The 17,732-nt window shown below is 68.4% G+C and carries 14 protein-coding genes, 1 tRNA gene and 2 rRNA genes; 9 read left to right on the forward strand and 8 right to left on the reverse strand.

Features of this window, described 5'->3' with window-relative positions:
• Window positions 1–153: 153 nt before the first annotated feature.
• The 3 genes from EEW87_RS14400 (at window position 154) to EEW87_RS14410 (ending at window position 3,963) form a co-directional block, all read left to right on the forward strand.
• Window positions 154–3,263, forward strand: a 23S ribosomal RNA gene (locus tag EEW87_RS14400).
• 111 nt (window positions 3,264–3,374) lie between these two features.
• Window positions 3,375–3,491: ribosomal RNA gene (rrf, locus tag EEW87_RS14405) — 5S ribosomal RNA — on the forward strand.
• Between the two features lie 181 nt (window positions 3,492–3,672).
• The gene (locus EEW87_RS14410) at window positions 3,673–3,963 is read left to right on the forward strand and encodes a response regulator (RefSeq protein ID WP_123091499.1); all 291 of its coding nucleotides are present in this window, start codon (window positions 3,673–3,675) and stop codon (window positions 3,961–3,963) included.
• Between the two features lie 190 nt (window positions 3,964–4,153).
• On the opposite strand, the gene EEW87_RS14415 is transcribed toward EEW87_RS14410, so the two are convergent.
• The 7 genes from EEW87_RS14415 to trxA form a co-directional block, all read right to left on the reverse strand.
• On the reverse strand, window positions 4,154–5,248 hold the full coding sequence (locus EEW87_RS14415) for a cytochrome P450 (RefSeq protein WP_148041559.1): 1,095 nt from the start codon (window positions 5,246–5,248) through the stop codon (window positions 4,154–4,156).
• Window positions 5,249–5,586: 338 nt separating this feature from the next.
• On the reverse strand, window positions 5,587–6,807 hold the full coding sequence (locus EEW87_RS14420; protein WP_123091497.1) for an MBL fold metallo-hydrolase: 1,221 nt from the start codon (window positions 6,805–6,807) through the stop codon (window positions 5,587–5,589).
• 150 nt (window positions 6,808–6,957) lie between these two features.
• Window positions 6,958–7,194 (reverse strand): hypothetical protein, encoded by a 237-nt coding sequence (locus EEW87_RS14425; protein WP_123091496.1) that lies wholly within the window; start codon window positions 7,192–7,194, stop codon window positions 6,958–6,960.
• Between the two features lie 67 nt (window positions 7,195–7,261).
• On the reverse strand, window positions 7,262–8,095 hold the full coding sequence (locus tag EEW87_RS14430; protein ID WP_123091495.1) for a sigma-70 family RNA polymerase sigma factor: 834 nt from the start codon (window positions 8,093–8,095) through the stop codon (window positions 7,262–7,264).
• 155 nt (window positions 8,096–8,250) lie between these two features.
• Window positions 8,251–10,119, reverse strand: coding sequence for an acyl-CoA dehydrogenase (locus tag EEW87_RS14435; protein WP_123091494.1), 1,869 nt, complete (start codon window positions 10,117–10,119; stop codon window positions 8,251–8,253).
• Between the two features lie 223 nt (window positions 10,120–10,342).
• Window positions 10,343–11,770: a cytochrome P450 gene (locus tag EEW87_RS14440; RefSeq protein ID WP_123091493.1), complete on the reverse strand. Its 1,428-nt coding sequence runs from the start codon at window positions 11,768–11,770 to the stop codon at window positions 10,343–10,345.
• 49 nt (window positions 11,771–11,819) lie between these two features.
• Entirely contained in the window at window positions 11,820–12,185 is a 366-nt protein-coding gene (gene trxA, locus EEW87_RS14445) for a thioredoxin (protein ID WP_068272517.1), read from the reverse strand.
• Window positions 12,186–12,274: 89 nt separating this feature from the next.
• On the opposite strand from trxA, the gene EEW87_RS14450 reads away from it, so the two are divergent.
• From EEW87_RS14450 to EEW87_RS14475, 6 genes are all read left to right on the forward strand, one after another.
• Window positions 12,275–12,345: transfer RNA gene (locus tag EEW87_RS14450), tRNA-Gly, on the forward strand.
• A gap of 201 nt (window positions 12,346–12,546) precedes the next feature.
• Complete coding sequence (locus EEW87_RS14455) at window positions 12,547–13,437, forward strand: thermonuclease family protein (RefSeq protein WP_192826193.1); 891 nt, start codon at window positions 12,547–12,549, stop codon at window positions 13,435–13,437.
• A gap of 203 nt (window positions 13,438–13,640) precedes the next feature.
• Window positions 13,641–14,306, forward strand: coding sequence for a hypothetical protein (locus EEW87_RS14460; RefSeq protein WP_123091492.1), 666 nt, complete (start codon window positions 13,641–13,643; stop codon window positions 14,304–14,306).
• Window positions 14,307–14,479: 173 nt separating this feature from the next.
• On the forward strand, window positions 14,480–15,139 hold the full coding sequence (locus tag EEW87_RS14465) for a hypothetical protein (protein WP_123091491.1): 660 nt from the start codon (window positions 14,480–14,482) through the stop codon (window positions 15,137–15,139).
• Window positions 15,140–15,215: 76 nt separating this feature from the next.
• Window positions 15,216–15,770, forward strand: a complete 555-nt coding sequence (locus EEW87_RS14470) for an RNA polymerase sigma factor (protein WP_123091490.1) — start codon at window positions 15,216–15,218, stop codon at window positions 15,768–15,770.
• Window positions 15,770–16,483: a hypothetical protein gene (locus tag EEW87_RS14475; RefSeq protein WP_123091489.1), complete on the forward strand. Its 714-nt coding sequence runs from the start codon at window positions 15,770–15,772 to the stop codon at window positions 16,481–16,483. Before EEW87_RS14470 ends, EEW87_RS14475 begins: the two co-directional genes overlap by 1 nt.
• A 57-nt stretch (window positions 16,484–16,540) precedes the next feature.
• Here the strand turns inward: EEW87_RS14475 and EEW87_RS14480 are convergent, their stop codons facing one another.
• Window positions 16,541–17,665, reverse strand: a complete 1,125-nt coding sequence (locus tag EEW87_RS14480) for an alkene reductase (RefSeq protein ID WP_123091488.1) — start codon at window positions 17,663–17,665, stop codon at window positions 16,541–16,543.
• Window positions 17,666–17,732: the final 67 nt, after the last annotated feature.

Below are 17,732 nucleotides of genomic sequence, written 5' to 3' on the forward strand. Positions count from 1 at the left end.
CCTCGAGGCCATCGGCCCCCACGGTTGTGGGGGTTGTGGTGCGGGCCGGCCATGTGGGACGAACCACCACGCGTGATCGCGTGGTAGGCGCCCGGTTGTGGTTGGTGCCGACCGTATGTTGAGAACTGAACAGTGGACGCGAGCATCTTTGTGGCTCAAGTTTTTAAGGGCGCACGGTGGATGCCTTGGCACCAGGAACCGAAGAAGGACGTAGGAATCTGCGATAAGCCTCGGGGAGTCGATAACCAGACTGTGATCCGAGGATTTCCGAATGGGGAAACCCGGCTGGAGGCAAGTCCAGTCACTCCCAGCTGAACACATAGGCTGGGTAGAGGGAACGTGGGGAAGTGAAACATCTCAGTACCCACAGGAAGAGAAAGCAACCGCGATTCCGTGAGTAGTGGCGAGCGAAAGCGGATCAGGCCAAACCGTATCTGTGTGATAGCTGTCAGGCGTTGCAGGTACGGGGTTGTGGGATCTCTTGGTCAGGACTGACATCCTGGCATGGAGTCAAAAACGCGTGTCATAGTCGAAGGGTCTTGAACGGCCCGGCACAGAGGGTGCTACCCCCGTAGACGAAATGATGCGCACTTCAAAGAGATATCCCAAGTAGCACGGGGCCCGAGAAATCCCGTGTGAATCTGGCGGGACCACCCGCTAAGCCTAAATATTCCCTGGTGACCGATAGCGGACAAGTACCGTGAGGGAAAGGTGAAAAGTACCCCGGGAGGGGAGTGAAATAGATCCTGAAACCGTGTGCCTACAATCCGTTGGAGCCTCCTTGTGGGGTGACAGCGTGCCTTTTGAAGAATGAGCCTGCGAGTTAGTGCTCAGTGGCAAGGTTAACCCGTGTGGGGAAGCCGTAGCGAAAGCGAGTCCGAATAGGGCGATTGAGTCGCTGGGTCTAGACCCGAAGCGGAGTGATCTACCCATGGCCAGGTTGAAGCGACGGTAAGACGTCGTGGAGGACCGAACCCACTTAGGTTGAAAACTGAGGGGATGAGCTGTGGGTAGGGGTGAAAGGCCAATCAAACTCCGTGATAGCTGGTTCTCCCCGAAATGCATTTAGGTGCAGCGTCACGTGTTTCTTACCGGAGGTAGAGCTACTGGATAGCTAATGGGCCTCACCAGGTTACTGACGTTAGCCAAACTCCGAATGCCGGTAAGTGAGAGCGTGGCAGTGAGACTGCGGGGGATAAGCTCCGTAGTCGAGAGGGAAACAGCCCAGATCACCAGCTAAGGTCCCTAAGCGTGTGCTAAGTGGGAAAGGATGTGGAGTTGCATTGACAACCAGGAGGTTGGCTTAGAAGCAGCCACCCTTTAAAGAGTGCGTAATAGCTCACTGGTCAAGTGATTCCGCGCCGACAATGTAGCGGGGCTCAAGCACACCACCGAAGCTGTGGCATTGACACACTGCCTGGCCACTTGTGGTCCAAGCGTGTTGATGGGTAGGGGAGCGTCGTGTGGCGAGTGAAGCGGCGGTGTGAACCAGCCGTGGATGCCACACGAGTGAGAATGCAGGCATGAGTAGCGAAAGACGGGTGAGAAACCCGTCCGCCGAATATCCAAGGGTTCCAGGGTCAAGCTAATCTGCCCTGGGTAAGTCGGGACCTAAGGCGAGGCCGACAGGCGTAGTCGATGGACATCCGGTTGATATTCCGGAACCGGCGAAGAACCGCCCCTGATGAATCTAGTGATGCTAAGAGCCTGAAGCTCACCACCGGCGACTTCGGTTGCCATCGGTGAGTGGAACGCTCGACCCGATCTAGTAGTAGTCAAGCGATGGGGAGACGCAGGAAGGTAGCCTCCGCGTGGCGATGGTTGTCCACGTCCAAGGGTGTAGGGAGTCAGGTAGGCAAATCCGTCTGACACATATCCTGAGACCTGATAGTGACCGCATCAGCGGGAAGCAGGGTGATCCTATGCTGCCAAGAAAATCCTCTAGCGAGGTTCTAGCCGCCCGTACCCCAAACCGACTCAGGTGGATAAGTAGAGAATACTAAGGCGATCGAGTGAATCGTGGTTAAGGAATTCGGCAAAATGCCCCCGTAACTTCGGGAGAAGGGGGGCCCGGATTCTGAAGTCCTTTCGGACTAGGATGATGGGCCGCAGAGACCAGGGAGAAGCGACTGTTTACTAAAAACACAGGTCCGTGCGAAGTCGCAAGACGATGTATACGGACTGACGCCTGCCCGGTGCTGGAAGGTTAAGAGGACCGGTTAGTCACCTTGTGTGGCGAAGCTGAGAATTTAAGCCCCAGTAAACGGCGGTGGTAACTATAACCATCCTAAGGTAGCGAAATTCCTTGTCGGGTAAGTTCCGACCTGCACGAATGGCGTAACGACTTCTCCACTGTCTCAACCGCGAACTCGGCGAAATTGCACTACGAGTAAAGATGCTCGTTACGCGCAGAAGGACGGAAAGACCCCGGGACCTTCACTATAGCTTGGTATTGGTGATCGGGACGGCTTGTGTAGGATAGGTGGGAGACTGTGAAGCATGCACGCCAGTGTGTGTGGAGTCATCGTTGAAATACCACTCTGGTCGTTCTGGTTGTCTAACCTCGGTCCGTGATCCGGATCAGGGACATTGCCTGGTGGGTAGTTTAACTGGGGCGGTTGCCTCCTAAAATGTAACGGAGGCGCTCAAAGGTTCCCTCAGCCTGGTTGGCAATCAGGTTTCGAGTGTAAGTACACAAGGGAGCTTGACTGCGAGACAGACATGTCGAGCAGGGACGAAAGTCGGAACTAGTGACCCGACGGTGGCTTGTGGAAGCGCCGTCGCTCAACGGATAAAAGGTACCCCGGGGATAACAGGCTGATCTTCCCCAAGAGTCCATATCGACGGGATGGTTTGGCACCTCGATGTCGGCTCGTCGCATCCTGGGGGTGGAGTTGCTCCCAAGGGTTGGGCTGTTCGCCCATTAAAGCGGCACGCGAGCTGGGTTTAGAACGTCGTGAGACAGTTCGGTCCCTATCCTCTGTGCGCGTAGGAAACTTGAGAGAGGCTGACCCTAGTACGAGAGGACCGGGTTGGACGAACCACTGGTGTGTCAGTTGTCCTGCCAAGGGCACCGCTGATTGGCTACGTTCGGAAGTGATAACCGCTGAAAGCATCTAAGCGGGAAGCACGTCTCAAGATGAGGTTTCCATGGAGCGCAAGCTCTGAGAGGCTCCCAGTAGACTACTGGGTTGATAGGCCAGATGTGGAAGTGCAGCAATGCATGGAGCTGACTGGTACTAATAAGCCGATAACTTGATACACACCCCCAACCCCGCTTGCGGGGTCGGTGGTAAATGAAGAAGTCTTCGCGTCCACTGTCCAGTTCCCGAGATACGGTCGGGAAACGAACAACCGATACATCTCCATAGAGTTTCGGCTGTCATAGCGAAGGGGAAACGCCCGGCTCCATTCCGAACCCGGAAGCTAAGCCCTTCAGCGCCGATGGTACTGCACTGGTGACGGTGTGGGAGAGTAGGACGCAGCCGGACAACCATTCACCACCCCCATTGCGGGTGGACAAGAAACGCCCCGCGAGACCCTCACCGGTCACGTCGGGGCGTTTTTTGCGTCCTCTCGGGTCTAGGCCGTCGGCGTGACTCGACCTTCCGCCGGCCCGTCTGCGCGGCGCCCTCGGCAGATGCAATCCATTACCGACAGCGTTGCGCTGCAATGGAACCCACAGCCCTGCGGGTCGTCGTGCTGGACGACGAGCCCGACGTCGCGCAGTACGTCCAGCTCAGCCTCGAGATGCGGCTCGAGTGCGACGTCTGGGTGCTCCCCAGCCCGCACGGGTTCACCGAGCTTGTCCGTGAGTTCGTCCCCGACGTCGTCGTCACCGACATCGAGATGCCCGGTGGGACCGGTCTCGACGTGCTCCTGCGCGCCCGCGAGATCGACCGCGAGCTGCCGGTCGTCATCATGACGGCGCACGGGACGGCGGAGTACGCGATCACCGCGTAGCGTGGGGGTGCCGACGAGTTCCTCGGCAAGCCGTTGGACTCCCGCGAGCTGTTGGCCGCGGTGAGCCGGCTGGGGTCGACGTACCGTCGCACACGGGAGGCGCGTCGGGGTCGCAGCGTCCTGGCGATCGGCGCGGGCGGATCGCCCTCGTCGGCGGCTCGTGAGACGACTGCGTCCGGGGAGCGACCGGTCAGGCCGAGACACGCGGCGTGATCGTCACCGGGTAGCCCCTCGGCCAGCACAGGTTGTCTCTGCGCGGTCGGGGCGAGGCCGAGGCGTCGACCTCGTACCAGCGACCCAGGAGCGTGACGAGCTCGACGAGCACGGTGTTGGCGAGGTGCATGCCCAGACAGACCCGCGGACCCGCCCCGTAGGGGAGGTACGCGCCCCGGGTGTGCGGCCGCGGTCTAGCCCACCGGGTGGGGTCGAAGACTGTGGGGTCCTCGCTCCACAACGACGCTCGACGGTGCATCCCCTCGACTGCGACGACAAGCTCGGTGCCCTGCGGCGCGGGGCACCCCCCGACGGTCGCCTCACGCGAAGAGGTCCGATTCAACCCGGCGATGACGGGGGTGTGACGCAAGATCTCCTTGATCACGTGCTCGGCCGTCCGATGGTCCTCGCAGGCAGCCTGGTCATCAGACGTCATCCCTCCAATGGTGGTCAGCACCCAGGCCACCGCTGCGCCTGTCGTCTGCATCCCGCTGTCGAGGGCGATGGCCATGGTCTGGGCCACCTCGAGGTCGTCGAGGGGCGGCGCGTCTCCTGCGAGCAGCGCGTCGAGCAGGTCCCCACGCGGCTCTTCGTGGCGTCGGCGCGCCACGAGCGACATGAGCCCCTCGATGACCTCGTCGAACTGACGTCGCAGACGCCGCTCCCACCACGGTGAGCGGAACCCCTTCGAGTGCTGGCGGGCGTGGGAGGTGCGTGAGAGCGTGTCGGCGAGGTGGTCGGCCTCACCCCGGCCGATGTCGTCGAGGAGCTCCGGCCAGACGACCCGCGCGGTGAGGTCGACGACTTGCGTGGACGCCGTGAGTCGCCGGGCGGTAGGGAGAGCTCCGGCCCAGCGGGCGGCGATCTCCGGAGCACGTCCGGGGCTGGTGGCCAGGTGGTCCCACGCGTATCGGCGGGCATGATGCCAGCGGTCGGAGCTGTCGACCTGCACCGAGGTCCGGGACGTGCGAACCGCCGCCGGGGCCAGTGCGAAGTCGTCCTCCCGCCGCAGCACGTCGCGAGCCCCGGCCGGGTCCCAGACCTGGATGTGCTGGGGGGTCAGGGCGAACACATCGCCGTAGCGGTCGGCGCAGGCCTCGAGGTACGCCGCCGGGTCGCGTCTGGGGGAGAGGCGAGGACCCCCGTCGAGGTGGACCCCAGGAAGAGGTCCGGCCGGCCCGTCCGTGGAGGACTGGCCGGCCGGGACTCGGGCAGCGTCGGTCACACCGGGTACATGCGGATGTAGTACTTGCCCGCGGAGGCGGCGGCGCGCTTGGCCTTGATCGAACGGAAGATGCTCATGCGGTCAGACTCCTTTGTCCGTCACCGGCGCGTCGGGCCGGCGTGCGCACCACCATAGGGAGGCCCACGCCGGCCCGCATGTCGAGACGAGTCCCGGCGCAGCTCGGCTCAGCGACGCCCGGGTCGACGTCCGAGCGTGAAGCGGTCGAGGTCCCAGCCGACCGTCGTGCGGCCGCGGTAGCCGCGCTGGGCCAGTCGCGTCCACTGTCGCACGTCGACCTTGGGTGCCCCGAGGTCGGCGTAGTGCGAGACGACGAGGTGCTTCGCGTGCGCCTGCTGGGCGACCTCGCCGACCTTCTCGATGAGGACGTGCGACTGGAGCATGTGGTCCAGGGTGGCGTCCGGCAGGCCGGCACCCTCCACGCCGATCGCCTCGTGGACGAGGATGTCGGTGTCCTCGGCCATCTCGACGAGGTTGGTCGAGTAGCGGGTGTCGCCGGAGAAGGTCACCGACCCGTACGCGGTGTCGAAGCGGAAGGCGTACGCGGGGAAGACCGGGCCGTGCGGCACGAGCGTCGCGGTGACCGTCACCTTGTCGTCCCGGTAGATCTCGAAGGGGGACATGTCGGGCGAGGTGTTGAGGTAGTCGGCCGTCACGGTGCCGGGCAGCTGGATCTCGCGGACGTCCATGAGCGTGCGGATGTCGATGACGTTCATGTCTCGCAGGAAGACGTTCATGCTGTACGCGTACGCCGCGTGCAGCGACTCGGTCATCTGCTTCGTGCCCGGCGTCGGGTCGGCGGGGTTGACCGTGGGTGCGGTGCCGCCGCCGAACTTGGGCTGCAGACCGCCGGCCGGGCCGGGGCCGAGGACCGGCACCCGACGCTCGATGTGGTCGCCGTTCTGGTTCTTGATGTGCCCGCCGAGCATGAAGAAGTTGTAGTAGTCGGCGATGTGATCGGCGTGCAGGTGGGTGAGGAAGATGCCGCGGATGGAGTCCAACCGCAGCCCGGCCTTGACGAACTGGGTCACCGAGGCGCGGCCGCAGTCGACGACATAGGTCTGGCCGTCGACGACGAGGGCGGTCGCGGCGCCCACCTGGTGCAGGTCGACCGGCGGGCCGGCGCGCGTGCCGAGCAGGACGAGCTCGAGACCCCGCGTGGGGGCTGCGGGCGGGCGGTGCGCCGGGCTCGCCGCGGCAGCGGGGGCGAGGGCGGCGCCCGCGGCGGCCAGACCGACCCCGGCGACGATGCTGCGTCGGGAGAGCGACAGCCCGGAGCGGGCCTGGTCGATCGCCTCGTCACGCTCGCTCGTCACCGCCTCGACGGGCAGCCGGTCGCACAGGCACTCGGCTCCGTGGTCGTGATGGTCGTGCGGTGCGCGCACCATGAGAACTCCTTCGTCCAGTGGGTGCGCGTGACGCTATGGGTGGAGCAGGCGCCCCAGGGACGATGTTCTCCTGCGACGAACCGTCCTCGGCACGCACGAAGGGGGCGAGGAGACTCGCGTCTCCCGGCCCCCTTCGCCCCGCCGTGCCGCTCAGCTCTCCGGCAGGTCCGCGAAGGTCTGCTTCATCTCGCGGTACCAGCCGAGCGACTTCTTCGGGTGGCGCCAGCGGCCCTTCATGTCGTCGCGGGCCGGCTGGTGCGCGGCGTCGCCCGCCCGCTCCATCTCCTTGAGGTGCTGGTCCTGGGCGTTGATGACGTCGTCCGCGCTCTCGCCCCGGTGGGCGAGGTCGCACGGGCCGCCGAGCTGGCTGCAGGTCATGGTCTTCATCTCGTGCTCCTCCTGTGGGTGGGGTCCGTCGTCGAGATGACGAGCGGGATCGCGCAGGTGTGACAGGTCATCGCTCCCGGTCCTCCTCGCGGCGCACCACCGCGGCGAGGACGTCGGGGTCGGCCCGGAAGTCGACCCGCGTCACCACGCCGTCGACGACGGTGAAGTCGAAGGCGACCATGGCCGCGCCCCGGTGGTACCACGCGTACCCCGGGCGGCCCTCGACGAGCGCGGGCAGGGCGGCATGGGCGCTGCCGTCGAAGAAGCCGGCGACGCTCTCGCGCCCCGACATCCGCGCGGGCGTGCCGACGAGCACCGCGGCCGCGTCGCCCTCGACGACGGCGTCGGGCGCGAGCAGGCGCAGGAGCCCGGCGAAGTCACCCTCGCGCGCCGCCGCCATGAAGGCGTCGACGACCTGCCAGTCGTCGAGCCGGTCGGCGGGTGCGGGCCGGCTGACCTTCGCCCGGGCCCGGGACGCGAGCTGACGGGCCGCGGCGGGCGTCGTGCCGAGGATGGTGGCGACCACGGGGAAGTCGACGGCGAAGCTGTCGTGCAGGACGAAGGCGACCCGCTCGCGGGGGGAGAGCCGGTCGAGCACCGCCTGGAGGGCCACCCCAACGGTGTCGGCGAGCGCGACGTCGTCGGCGGGGTCGGGCGCGACGTCGGTGACGCCGAGGTCCTCGACCGGCACCGGGGTGCGGGCGCGCAGGCGGTCCAGGCACAGCCGGGTCGTCACGGTCGTCAGCCACGCGGGCAGGCTCTCGATCTCGGCTGCGCTGCCGTGCAGTCGCAGCCACGCCTGCTGCACGACGTCCTCGGCCTCGCCCGGGTCGCCGAGCACCTTCGTCGCGATGCGCTGCAGCCGCGGCCGCTCCGCCTCGAACGCCGCCGTCGTGTCCATCCACTCATCGTCTCGTCTCATGCCCTGATGACGCACGCGGCGGGCGAGATGTGACGCGGGAGAGGGGGTCCCCCTTCGCCCGGTGCCGGGGGACGACGAAGGGGGCGCCCCCGGGTCGACCCGGCGGCACCCCCTTCGTCGTGGGGCGAGCTGGCTCAGAAGGCCGCCTCGGGCACCTCCATGAGGGCGTTGTCCGTCGCCTCGGCGATGGCGCGCTCGGAGGCCAGGCGCGGGAGCACCTGGGTGGCGAAGAAGCGGGCGGCCGCGATCTTGCCGGTGTAGAAGTCGACGTCCTTGCCCTGCGCGCTCTCGAGCGCGTCGACCGCGACGGCGGCCTGGCGCAGGAGCAGCCAGCCGATGACGAGGTCACCGGCCGCGAGGAGCAGGCGGGTCGTGTTCTGGCCGACCTTGTAGAGGTTGGTGACGTCACCGCCCTCCTGGCGCGGGTCGGACGCCGTGAGCGGGCCGACCATCGCTCCGAGGATGCCCTGGGTGTCCTCGAGCGCCTGGGCGAGGAGCCGGCGCTCCTGGGTGAGCCGACCGCCCTGGGCCTCGACGTCCTGGGCGAACTGCTGGATCTGCGTGGCGAGGTGGCCGAGGGCCTGGGCCTGGTCCCGGATGATCTTGCGGAAGAAGAAGTCCTGGCCCTGGATGGCGGTCGTGCCCTCGTAGAGGGTGTCGATCTTCGCGTCGCGGACGTACTGCTCGACGGGGTAGTCCTGGAGGTAGCCCGAGCCGCCGAAGGTCTGCAGCGACTCGGTGCCGAGGAGCACCCAGGCCCGCTCGGAGCCCAGACCCTTGACGAGCGGCAGGAGCAGGTCGTTGACCCGGCCGGCCATCGCGGCGGGGGAGTCGGGCGCGATCTGCTCGGCGCCGGTGCGACGCTGCTCGAGGTCGACGACGTCCTGCTGGGTGGCGGTGAAGAGCACGAGCGCACGCAGGCCCTCGGCGTAGGACTTCTGCAGCATGAGGCTGCGGCGCACGTCCGGGTGATGGGTGATCGTCACGCGGGGCGCGGCCTTGTCGCTCATCTGGGTGAGGTCGGCGCCCTGGACGCGCTGCTTGGCGAACTCGAGGGCGTTGAGGTAGCCGGTCGACAGGGTGGCGATGGCCTTCGTGCCGACGAGCATCCGGGCATTCTCGATGACGCGGAACATCTGCGCGATGCCGTCGTGGGTGCCGCCGAGGAGGGTGCCGATCGCCGGCTCCTTCTCGCCGAAGGTCACCTCGCAGGTCGTCGAGACCTTCAGACCCATCTTCTTCTCGAGGCCGGTGACGTAGGCGCCGTTGCGCTCGCCGAGCTCACCGGTCTCGAGGTCGACGTGGTACTTCGGGACGATGAAGAGGGAGAGGCCCTTCGTGCCGGGGCCGGCACCCTCGGGGCGGGCGAGGACGAAGTGGATGACGTTGTCGGTCATGTCGGACTCTGCCGAGGTGATGAAGCGCTTGACGCCCTCGACGTGCCACGTGCCGTCCCCGGCGTCGACGGCCTTCGTGCGGCCGGCGCCGACGTCGGAGCCCGCGTCGGGCTCGGTGAGCACCATCGTGCAGTGCCAGCCGCGCTCGATGATCCAACGGGCGAGCTTCTTCTGCTCGTCGGTGCCGAGGATGTAGAGCAGGTTGGCGAAGGAGTACGACGCCGAGAACATGCCGATGGCGGGGTTGGCGCCGAGGACCATCTCGTTCATCGCCCACTTCAGCGACGGGGGCGCCGGGGTGCCGTCGAGCTCGGCCGGCACGTCGACGGACCAGAAGCCGGACTCGGTGTAGGCCTGGTAGCTCTTCGCGAAGGAGCCCGGCATCGTCACCGACGACGTCGTGGGGTCGAAGACGGGCGGGTTGCGGTCGGCGTCGGCGAAGGACTCGGCGAGCTCGTTCTCCGCGAGGCGCGAGACCTCCTTGAGCATGTCGCGGGCGGTCTCGCCGTCCACCTGGTAGGGCTCGACGCCGAGGACCTCGTCGCGGCCCAGGACCTCGAAGAGGTTGAACTCGATGTCACGGAGGTTGCTCTTGTAGTGACCCATCGCGGGCTGTGCTCCTGGACGTGCTCGGGGACGTGAGGTAGGTGAGCGCTTGCTTACCTACCGCCATGGTCCGTCCGAGGCCCGCGCTGCTGCAAGGCAGGGCCTGGTGATGTGGCGCACACGGGCTCGCCTCTGTCGTCGAGGTGAGCGATCTCGATGGTCGAGGTGCGAGCGCCGGCGAGCCTCGAGACCACGACCCGACCTCCCCCCCCTTCGCCCGTCGTCAGCGCGGCCGCAGGGACAGCCGCAGGTCCCGCGGCATGAGCGTCAGCCGCTCGGTGATCTCCAGCTCGTACCCCGGGTCGGCCTCGATCTCGAAGCGGTGGAGGACGCGCGCGAGGACGAGGACGGCCTCGTGGAGCGCGAACTGGCGCCCGATGCACGCGCGCTCGCCGGTGCCGAAGGGCTTGTACGTGTGTGCGGGGCGGGCCTTGACCTCGACCGGGAGGAAGCGGTCGGGGCGGTACTCCTCGGCGTCGTCTCCCCAGACCGCCGGGTCGCGGTGCACCGCGGGCAGCAGCGCCATCGCCCAGTCACCGGGCTCCATCTGCCAGCGCCCGCCGAGCACCGTCGTCTCGCGCGGCCCGCGGGCGAAGGCGGGGGCGGTCGGCCACAGCCGCAGCGCCTCGTCGAGGCAGCGGCGCAGGTGCCGCAGCTTCGGCACCTGCTCGAAGGTCGGCCGGGCGTCGCGGTCCGGACCGAGGACGGCGTCGGTCTCGGCGTAGGCAGCAGCCAGGGCCTGCGGGTCCCGCGAGAGGTAGTGCAGGGCGAAGGAGAGCGCGCCCGAGGTCGTCTCGTGACCGGCGACGAGGAAGGTCTGGATCTGGTGACGGATGTTCTCGTCGTCGAGCATCGCGCCGGTCTCCGGGTGGGCGCTGCCGAGCATGATGCCGAGCAGGTCACGGTCGTCGACCTCGCCGGACGAGCGCCGCTCGGCGACCCACCCGTCGATCATCGCGTGCACCTCCTCCCGGTGCTGCGACATGCGCGCGTCGACCCGGTCGGCGAGACGCCGGCCGACGAGGGGGAGGGAGCCGACGGCGGCGATCCGCTGACCCGCGCCGAGGGTGCGCACCATGCCCTGGACGAAGGGGTGGACCTCCGCCGAGGTGAAGGAGCCCATGTCCTTGGAGAAGGCGCAGCGGCTGATCGTCTCGAGGGTGAGCCGGGTGAGGTCGCCGGGGACGTCGACGGGCTCGTCGGCGGCGGCCGCGGCGTCCCACTTCGAGACGAGCTCGTCCGCGGCGCCGAGCATCGTCGCGTGGTAGCGCAGCATCGCGGGCCGGGCGAAGGCGGGGAGCAGCAGGTCGTGCGCGAGCCGCCAGTTCGTCTCGTCGTTGTAGGCGGTGAAGAGCCCGTCGCCGGCGTTGCGGCGCAGGGCGACGAGACCGGGCGGGAGCGCCTTGACGAAGCGGCGCTCGTCGCACAGCTCGGCCATGAGCTCGCCGGTCGTCACGAGGACGAAGCGGTTGCGGAAGGCCTTGAACTCGCAGATGTCGCCGAGCCCCTCCACCCCGCGCAGGATCGTCTGGACTGGCGTACGGGGCAGCCCGCTGAGGTCGCCCACGAGCGGGCGACGACCTGGGGGGTGCGGGAAGGTCGTGCGAGCGAAGCGCGGCAGGGCCTGCGACCTCGCCGTGGTCGGGCTCATCGAGCCACGATATCGGCGCGGCGACGTCGAGGTCGCCGCGCCGACAGGGTCACTGCTGCTGCTGGGTCTCCAGCTGGCGACGGATGTCGTCCATGTCGAGGTCGCGGACCTGCGAGATGACCTCCTGGAGCGCGGCCTCGGGCAGGGCGCCCGGCTGCGAGAAGACGAGGATGCCGTCGCGGAAGGCCATCGTCGTGGGGATCGAGGTGATCGACGCAGCGGCGGCGAGCTCCTGCTCGGCCTCGGTGTCGACCTTGCCGAAGACGACGTCGGGGTGGGCGTCGCTCACCTTCGAGTAGACCGGGGCGAACTGCTTGCACGGTCCGCACCACTCCGCCCACCAGTCGACGAGCACGATGTCGTTGCTCGTGATGGTCTTCTCGAAGTCTTCCGTGGTCAGGTCGGTGGTGCTCATGACGCTCCTGTCCGCCGGGACGCGACTGGGGTCCGGGGGGCGCTAGGGGGTGGGTTACGATGGCCGCCGCACCCGCTGGTCGGGTGCGCGCCGGTGTAGCTCAATGGTAGAGCGCCAGCTTCCCAAGCTGGACACGCGGGTTCGATTCCCGTCACCGGCTCAGCAGCGCGAAGGGGAGGTGGCCACCGGCCACCTCCCCTTCGCCGTCCCCGCCCCCGCGAGCCCGGTGGTTCGAAGAAGCACTGTCACCTCGAGGTGACGATCCTTCTTCAAACCAGGTGCCTCACCCGCCGCAGTTCCCGACGAGTTGCTCACCTGTATGTTCCCGGCCATGGGCGCGGGGTGGGGTTCAGTGGTCGCGGTGTCGGCTCTCGCAGTGGGCGGGGGAGCGGTGGCGGGCGTGATCGCTCTCGACCCGTCGGGGGCCCGCACCGAGGCGTCGGTCGTCAAGGTGATCGACGGAGACACCATCGACGTCCGCTACGACGCACGCACCCATCGCGTGCGGCTGCTCAACATCGACACCCCGGAGCGCGGCGGCCCGGGACGGGACGGGGAGTGCCTGGCGGATGTCGCCACCTCCTTCGTACGAGCGCGACTCGCGAAGGGCGACACCGTCCAGCTCGAGTGGGACGAGGAGCACCACGACCGGTACCGGCGCGAGCTCCGTGGCGTCTACGACGACGAGGGTCTCGTCAACGCTGCCGTCGTGAGGGCCGGGCTTGCGGTCCCGATGTACGTCGCCCCAAACCAGCGCTATCGCGCGGAGGTCGAGGACGCCCACCTCGAGGCGGCGCGGGACGAGGTCGGGCTCTTCGACCCGGATCAGGGCTGCACGCTCCCTGCCCGTCAGGAGCGCATGGAGCGAGCGGTCGTAGGTGATGACCCCGCAGCCGCGTATGCACAGGCGCGCGCGCTGCAGAAGGTGCTCGGCGACCCGCGCAGCTTCGCCGCGCGCCAGGTGAGCCCGCGAGAGCTGCGTGACCTACTGCGACGCCTGAAGGTGGTGGTGTCGGACAGCAGGCCGAGGCCGGCCCCGCGCACGCCCACGTCGGCGACCCCAGCGCCTGCCCCTGACCCAGCCCCTGCCCCAGCGCCGCAGCCGACCCCGCAGCCCGCGCCGCAGTCGACCACCGCACCCCCTCAGGCCCCGGTTGCTCCTCGCCCGGGCAATGCTGCTCCCTGCCGCTCCTATGCACCGGGTGGCAAGACCTTCACCTACATCGACTGCGACACCAAGCTGCCCCTCTGACAGCCCTGACGGAGCCCGGTGGTTCGAAGAAGGATCGTCACCTCGAGGTGACGATCCTTCTTCGAACCGGCGTGCTGGCACTTGGGGCAGGTGCAGCACGTCGTCGGATCGGCCCGAAGCGGTGCGGGAGGTGGGTGGTGGTCGCTACGGTGCACCTGTCGCGGTGCAGGGTCGCGGCATCCACGACTCACGAAGGACTTGCCATGCTCGCGCGCGTCGCGGCGGTCGCCGCCATCTCTCTCGTCCCCACGGCGGTCGCCGTCGCACCGGCTCAGGCCTACGGGAGCTGCTCGATCAGCGTGCCGAGCAAGGTGTCGATCTACTCGCCGTACCGCGAGATCACCGCGAAGTTCAGCGCCGGCTGCGTGAGGTACGCACAGGACGCGTGGTGGGACATCGTCCACCCGACCCAGGGCTACTCCGGGGGGTTCAACTACGACGGGACCCACTCGACGGACACGATCGACTGGTACGACTTCGAGGGCACGGGGACCTTCAAGATCCGGCCCGAGGGCGCGTACGACGACGACTACGACGACCTGCCGCAGAACTCCACGACGATGACCGTCAAGCTCGGCTCGCGCACGACCGCGAGCAGCACCCGCTCCGGCAGGTACGTCACCGTCAAGGGCACGGCGAAGCGCTACTCGCCCGCCGCTGGCGGCTACCGCCCCTGGTCGGGCGCGAAGGCCAGCCTCCAGATGAAGTCCTGCTCGTCGTGCTCTTGGAAGTACGTCAAGAGCGGCACCACCAACGGCTCGGGCGTCGTCGCGATGAAGGCCTACGCGTCGACGAGCCGCTACTGGCGCGTCGTCACCTCCGACACCTCCTCCACCTGGGGTCGAGCCTCCAGCTACACGAAGCGCTGACGGGGGAGCCCGCTGGTTCGAAGAAGGATCGTCACCTCGAGGTGACGATCCTTCTTCGAACCCCGACCCCGTATGTTGCCGATCCGCCTCCGCCGCAGGCAGATCGGCGCTAGGTTGCGCTAGCCACCGGTGCTGGGCCGGGGTCTGAACCCCCTTCGCCCGACAGGACCCTCATGCTCACGCGCCTCGCGGCTCTCGCCGCTGTGTCCCTCGTCCCGCTCGCCGTCGCCGCCCCTGCCCAGGCCGCCGGCAGCTGCTCGATCTCCGTGCCGAGCAAGGTCTCGGTGAGCTCGCCGACCCGCGACCTCACGGCGACCTTCAGCGCCGGCTGCTCGAAGTACGCCGTCGACGCGTGGTGGGGCGTCATGACGCCCGCGGGCGAGTACGCCGACATGTTCCACTTCGACGGCGCCCGGACCGACACCATCGAGTGGTACGACGTCAACCGCACCGGGACCTTCCGGGTCCAGGCGGACGAGGCGTACGACGAGGCGCACAACCTCGTCCCGCAGAACTCCACGTCGATGTCGGTCCGCTTCGCCTCACGCACCGCCGTGACGAGCACCCGCTCCGGCAGCACCGTCTCCGTCACCGCGACGACGAGCCGGTACGCGTGGAGCGCCTCCGCCTTCCGCCCGTGGGCCGGCGCGAAGGCCACCCTCGAGTCGCGCAAGTGCTCCACGTGCGCGTGGACCCCGGTCAAGACCGGCACGACGAGCACGAAGGGGGTCCTCACCCTCACCGCCTACGCCTCGACCGCGCGCTCGTGGCGCGTCGTCACCGCCGACACCCCCTCGACGTGGGGCAAGGTGTCGAGCACGACGACCCGCTGACCCGTCTCGTGAACCCCTCGGTCCGCTTCGGGCAACTAGTGGTGTGAGGACACCCGAGGGGAGACGAGGACTCGTCATGACAGCGAGCAGCAGCCCGCCTCTGGCTCTGGGCGCGGACCCGCTGGCAGCGGTCTTCGAGCGCCACTACGCCGAGGTCTACCGCTACCTGGCGCGACGCGTGCCGCGTGCCGTGGCGGAGGACCTGGCGAGCGAGACATTCGCGCAGGCGGCCGCCCGACCTGGCGGCTTCGACCCGGCGCGGGGGAGCGCGCGAGCCTGGGTCTTCGGCATCGCCACCCACCTGCTCTCGCGGCACCACCGCGACGAGGTGCGGGCCTACCGGGCCTGGGCGCGGACCGGGGTCGACCCGGTCACGACAGGTGACGAGACCGAGCACGTCGACGCCCGCGTCGACGCCGGCCGTCGCGCGAGCGGCCTGCCGAGCGCCCTGGCGGCGATGACGGACGGCGACCGCGACGTGCTGCTGCTCGTCGCCCTGGCCGAGCTGTCGTACCCCGAGGTGGCGCAGGCGCTCGACATCCCCGTCGGCACCGTGCGCTCCCGTCTCCACCGCGCCCGCCGCGACCTGCGTGCGGCGCTGTCGACCGACGACCCGAAGGGGGAGCAGTGATGGACCTGGACATCGAGGACGCACCGGAGCTGCGCGCGCTGCGCGAGATGCGCGCGGACGTGGAGGGGCCGACGCAGGGCCAGCGACGTGCCGCTCACGAGCGGTGGCAGCTCGCGTCGGTCACGCCCGCGCAGCCACCCCGGCGTCACGGCCGCGCCGCGCTGCTCGTCTCCGTCGCCGCAGCCGCCGCGCTCGTCGCGGCGCTGGCCGCGATCCCGGCACTTACCCGTGACGAGGGAGCCGCCCCCGCCACGACGGGCACGAGCACGAGCACGAGCACGACGAGCGCTGCACCGACGCCCTACCGGACCGGTCGTGTCTGGCAGCCGTACGGGGCGAAAGAGACGGCGAGGCTCGCGGAGTACCGCTCCGAGCGGGTTGAGCGCCTCCCCGACGGCCGGGTGCGCATCGACGTCAGCCTCAAGGGCCTGAACCTCGGCACCCTGACCCGGGCGACGAACGCCGAGGGGATCCCGGTGCGATTCTGGGGCGACGACGGAGAGACCGGCGACTGGCGCACGGAGCGGGCCTGGAAGATCGACCCCGCTCGTGGGCTGATCATCAACGAGTACGAGGACGAGTCAGCCGCGGCCTACCCGAGGTCACGCATCACCGCCGAGCACGTCGACGGACCGGGCAGCGAGCTGAAGTACCTCACCTTCGACTCCGTGCCGACCGAGCCGGTCCTGATCCTCCTCGTCACCAACTGGTGAGCCGACGACGAAGGGGGAGGGCACCTGCCCTCCCCCTTCGCCATGCCCGTCGACCGCTCAGGCGGTGCGACCCTCCTGCGACTCGATCTCCTCGAGCGTCGGGTAGTCGGTGTAGCCCTCGGCGCCACCGCCGTAGAAGGTGGCCTGGTCCGGGGTGTTGAGCTGCGCGTCGTCGCCGTGCTCGCGCCAGCGCCGCACGAGGTCGGGGTTGGCGAGGAAGGGGCGGCCGACGACGACGGCGTCCGCGACGCCGCCGGCGAGCAGCTCCTCGACCTCGGCGTAGGTCGTGATCTTCGAGAAGCCGGTGTTGAGCAGCACCGGGCCGCCGAAGATCTCGGCGAGCTCACCGGTGAGCGCCATCGACGCGGCGTCGAAGGCGAGGATCGACAGGTACGCGAGGTCCATCGGCGCGAGCTGCTCGAGCAGCGAGGTGTACGTCGCGCGCAGGTCTGCGGCGTCGGGCTCCTCGATACCGCTGGCCGGGTGCCCGGGGCTGATCCGGATGCCGACGCGGTCGGCGCCGATCTCGTCGGCGACGGCCTGGGCGACCTCGACGACGAAGCGGGCGCGGGCCTCGGGGGAGCCGCCGTAGGAGTCGGTGCGCTGGTTCGTGCTCGGCGCGAGGAACTGGTGGAGGAGGTAGCCGTTCGCGGCGTGCAGCTCGACCCCGTCGAGACCGGCGTCGACGGCCAGGCGCGAGGCGGCGACGAACTCGTCGCGCACGCTCGCCAGCTCGTCGGTCTCGAGGGCACGCGGCTCGGCGAAGGGCTTCGAGCCGTCGGCGGTGACGATCTCACCGGGGGCACGGACCGCGCTCGGCGCGACCGTCTCGAGGCCGTCCTTGTTGTCCGGGTGGGCGACGCGACCGGCGTGCATGAGCTGGACGACGACGTGGCCGCCGCCCTCGTGGACGGCGTCGGCGACGAGACGCCACCCCTTCGCCTGCTCCTCGCTGTGGACGCCGGGCGTCGCGAGGTAGCCCTGGCCGACGGCGCTGGGCTGGCTGCCCTCGGTGATGATGAGACCGGCGCTCGCGCGCTGCCCGTAGTAACGGGCGTGGAGCTCGGTCGGGGCCTGGCCCTCGCCGGCGCGGTTGCGGGTCAGGGGCGCCATGACGAGACGGTTGGACAGGTCCCAGCGACCGATCGTGACGGGGGAGAAGGGGGAGGGGGTGCGGCTCACGAGAGCCTCCTTCGCGAAGGGGGGATGTCGGGGGTCGACGACGCGGCAGCGGGTCGTCGCACGGGTC

It is taken from the genome of Janibacter melonis, from assembly GCF_003721155.3.
Taxonomy (GTDB): domain Bacteria; phylum Actinomycetota; class Actinomycetes; order Actinomycetales; family Dermatophilaceae; genus Marihabitans; species Marihabitans melonis.